Annotated in this window: 2 protein-coding genes and 1 pseudogene; all 3 read left to right on the top strand. The window is 31.9% G+C overall.

The window, feature by feature from the left end; translation table 11 throughout:
- Positions 1-450: 450 nt before the first annotated feature.
- A pseudogene (istA, locus tag AMS59_RS23905) lies at positions 451-1,737 on the top strand (IS21 family transposase); the annotation flags it as partial.
- Positions 1,738-2,135: 398 nt separating this feature from the next.
- Positions 2,136-3,308, top strand: a complete 1,173-nt coding sequence (locus AMS59_RS23900; RefSeq protein WP_053486204.1) for an ATP-grasp domain-containing protein — start codon at positions 2,136-2,138, stop codon at positions 3,306-3,308.
- A gap of 226 nt (positions 3,309-3,534) precedes the next feature.
- Positions 3,535-4,428, top strand: a complete 894-nt coding sequence (locus tag AMS59_RS23895; RefSeq protein ID WP_053486203.1) for a patatin-like phospholipase family protein — start codon at positions 3,535-3,537, stop codon at positions 4,426-4,428.
- Positions 4,429-4,680 lie beyond the last annotated feature (252 nt).

Below are 4,680 nucleotides of genomic sequence, written 5' to 3'. Positions count from 1 at the left end.
GAACACGGAAGTTAAGCTCTTTAGCGCCGATGGTAGTTGGGGGCTTCCCCCTGTGAGAGTAGGACGTCGCTAGGCAATATAGACAGTCAGCTGAGTGCTGGCTGTTTTTTTTTATAAAGAGCAACTACAAAACACTAGGTTATTGTAGTTGCTCTTTTTCTATTGGTTTTAAATATGGGGTATTCACACAATTACACGCATAAAAAGCACAGATTACTAATGTATATACTTGAATTGTCGAGAAACAAGTAATAGAAGGTGAACTGTGCACATGCATTTTAACATGAATATCCCCAGGATTAAAAGATGTAGAGATTGCGAAAATAGAAGAAGTAGGCGATCGAATCGGGTTGTATGTACTATAAATGCTAATTTAAATATGTACATTTCTGCTTGACTAACGATGTACAAAAATGCTCTTTCATTTCATACTAATACCGAGGTGTTAGTATGCATATTCAACTAGAGATTGAGACAGAATTTAAAATTAATAGTCTTTCAGATTTAGCATATTTTAAACAAGTAATGGAGCATTTAAACATGAAGATTAATAAAAGTAAATTAGCAAGGGACATGGGCGTAGATCGACGAACAATCGATAAATATCTAAATGGCTTTATACCAAAAACAAAGCGTAATAAGCCATCTAAAATTGATGAGTTCTATCCGATTATTGCTAGACTCTTATCAGAAGATTCTAAGCAGGTATTTTATTATCGACGTAATCTTTGGCAATATTTAAAAGACAACCACGGTTTAGATTGTGGACAATCTACATTCCGTACCTATATTGCCAATACGCCAGAATTTAAGGCTTACTTTGAGAAAGATGAACGCCTATCTTCTTTACATAGCAGTATCCGTTATGAAACACGTATGGGCAAACAAGCACAGTTGGATTGGAAAGAAAGTATTCTTTATGAAACAAGTGATGGTGAACAGGTGGAGATTAATATAGCCGTGTTAGTACTGAGCCACTCTCGTATGCGATTCTTTTATATGAGTATTTCCAAATCGCAGGCAGTTTTATGTTCTTTCTTCACTGATATGTTTGAAAAAATGGGTGGTGTACCAGAAGAGCTCATTACTGACAATATGAAAACCGTGATGGATGAAGTACGAACAGAACATTTTGTGGGAAAAGTGAATGCGAAGTTTGCGCAATTCGCGAAGGATTTTGGATTTAAGGTGAAGCCCTGTATAGCAGGTCGTCCTCAAACGAAAGGAAAAGTGGAGACAACGATGAAATTACTAGATGAAATCCACGCCTATCAAGGGAAGTTTAATATAGCTGAATTACAAGCCTATATTGAAAAACTATGTAATCGTATTAATCATGAAATTCATCAAGGGACGAATAAAATTCCGATTATAGAATGGCAAAAAGAGAGGAATCACTTACTCCAGCTACCAACTGATCGAGTAAGAGACTCCTATCGAATCAACCATACGCTTGTAAAAGTCAATGCATCCAGCATGATTTCCTACAAGTCCAATCAATACTCCGTACCACCGGGGTATCAAGGCAAAAAAGTAGGGCTACAAGTGTACGATAATCAATTATGGATTTATTATAACATGGAACTAATCGCGCAACACAAAATAAGTGAAGCAAAACTAAATTATCAAGAGGCACATTATCGTGAACTGATGACAAAAGCCATTCCTGAATACCCTGATATTAATGATTTAGCGGAGGTATCAACGCTACTCAGAGGAATGGAATCAAGTAATGAGTGTACATTTACAATAGCGATTGATATTTTACCGAATCGTAAAAGAGAAACAATAAAAAATTACTTAATCAGCAGAGGGCAGATGTTTAAATAGTGGTCACCATTTAAACAAGACAAGTAACTATAAAATAATATCTTTTCGTTTTTTTATAGACATAAGTTCATTTTATAAAAGAAAAATTAAATAAGTAGTGAAATATAACTAAGATTTTATAGGTATAAAATAATATAAATTAAGTTTTGAGGATATTAATACCTATGCTTTGGAAAATAAAAAATGGATTTAATGGGTACTTTATATTAAAATAAAAGCTGTTGTTTTCCTGTAAATATATACAATGATTATTTAATTACATAAATGGATATGAATTTCAAAATGTTTAAATAGGAGTGTAAAAGTTGATAATTTTAGATAAACCTTATGTTTCTGAACTATTAGCAGATACTGTTAGAAAGCTTCAAATTCCTGTTGTTAGTTTAAATGATGTTTTTATTCCTAATAAATCTGATATGAATATTAAAAAGATAGAGGATTTATTAATAGAATTAGAAAATGGAAACAGTCCTATTTTATTTAGCTCTGAAGATGGACTCAATATTTTATCAAGATATACACCCAATAATTATTTAACTACTGTTACAGAAATATTGAAAAACAAAGTTACATTTAGAAAGGTAATGAGTAGACAGTATGAAGATTTCTTTTTTCAGGAAGTCTTCCTAAGAGATTTAGAAGAGATAGATGTAAGGCCACTTCCATTTCCCGTTATTGTAAAGCCTGTAAGTGGATATTCAAGTATAGGTATGCATCGTATAGATAAATTAGAAGAATACGATGAAACGATAAAACAACTTAAAAGGGAAATGGATATTGCAAGTTTAGCGTACCCGCGGGATTATATTTATAATCAGTCATTTATTATTGAGCAATTTATTGAAGGTGATGAATATACCATTGATGCATATTTTTCAGAGGATGGACAACCAATTATTCTCAATTTATTTAAAAGAATGCTTAGACATGAAAAAGATATGAGTGACCGAATATATTATACAAGCAAGCAAGTAATAAAAGAATCTTTGATGAAAATAAATACATTCTTAAATACTATCTCATCATTTTTTGCTTTGAAATTATTGCCAATACATATTGAAATACGTATTGATAAAGAAGGTAAAATTGTTCCAATTGAAGTGAATTCTTTAAGATTCTCGGAGATCTGTACTAATGAGCTTGGTGTTTATGCTTATGGGATAAACGCATGTGAGTACTTTTTTAAACAACAAAAGCCAGATTGGGAAAGTATAGTGAGTAATATGGATAATTCTATTTATAGTTACTATTGCGCAAAAATAAATACGACTATGGATTTCAATAAAGTAGCATCTATTAATCATAAAGCATTTAAAGAAAATTTCAGTGAAATTTTAGAGTATCGAATAATGGACATTATTGATAATTCTACTTTTGCAGTCGTTTTTCATAAAGCACCTAATTTAGAGGAAAACAAGCGATTATTAAATGTAGATCTGAATCAATACATTATGTTTAAAGATTTAGCATTCGTTTAATAAAAAAATTTAGAGTGTTATTTGTAGTGTAACCCATTATTTTTTATAACCATTGGCTATCTGAAATAATAAAGGATTAGGCTCTGTTATATACAGTGCTTAATCCTTTTTTTTATAGATGTAATTTCAAGAGCTATAGTAATTCGACATAAACCTGTATTTTTAGTTCTAATCTTCGTTACTGATTCTTATAATGTAAAGATTACTTGAAAAAGGAGAGGGAATTTTGTGGATTGATGGTGTTTTTTCTGGTGGTGGTTTGAAGGGGTTTGCACTTGTTGGAGCGTATCAAGTACTAGAAGCTGAAAATTTTCGCTTTAAACGGGTAGCTGGGACGAGTGCTGGGGCCATATTAGCTGCTTTTATTGCTGCAGGATATAGCGGAAAAGAAATCCAAACTATGTTGGAAGAGTTGGATGTACCTTCATTACTAGATCCAAGGAAAACAATCTTACCATTCCCGTTTATGAAGTGGGTTAATGTTTATCATCATTTAGGTTTATATAAAGGAAAAGCATTAGAAAAATGGTTTTTTCAGAAATTAGCTGCAAAAGGAGTTTATACATTCAGAGATTTACCTAGAGATTCGTTAAAATTAGTGGCGTCAGATTTAACAAATGGCAGAATGATAGTTTTACCAGATGATTTACAAAAGTATCATATTGATGCGGATAATTTTTCTGTAGCCAGTGCTTTACGTATGAGCTGTGGTATACCATTTTTCTTTGAACCAGTTACATTAAAAACAGGAAAAGGAGATTCGGTTATTGTAGATGGCGGCGTATTGAGTAATTTTCCGTTATGGGTATTTGATGATAGAGAAGGACGTAAAGTGCGACCGATTATAGGGCTTAAATTGAGTAGACGTAGAGAAGAACAACACCCACATGAAATTAAAAATGGATTAAATTTATTTGAAGCTTTATTTTCTACTATGAAAGATGCTCATGATGAAAGGTATATTTCAAGACAGCATGAAAGAGATATTATTTTCATCCCTGTCGATGATTATAGCTCCACACAATTTGATTTAGATGAAGAGACTAAAGAAACGCTTTTAGAGATTGGAAGAAACCGTACTATTCAATTTTTAAAATCGTGGCCAAGGTTTAGGTTATAAAACTTTAAAAAAAAACGAATAAAACTATTGACGTTCTATGGAGTGGATGATATTATATAAAAGTTGCTGCTAAACATGCAGCTAGAACAACATGAAAATAAAATAACTGTTTGACATCCTGTGTAAAACATGTTATTATATAAAAGTTGACTCTTAACAAAGAGATAACATTTATAAATGAACCTTGAAAACTGAACAAGCAAAACGTAATCAATAAAGTTTTTAGTAACTAACCTTTAGTTGGTGAACGAA

The sequence above is a fragment of the Lysinibacillus sp. FJAT-14745 genome (assembly GCF_001275675.1).
Lineage (GTDB): Bacteria > Bacillota > Bacilli > Bacillales_A > Planococcaceae > Lysinibacillus.
The sequence above is the reverse complement of the archived record's forward strand: the minus strand, read 5'-3'. Positions and strand labels throughout refer to the sequence as shown.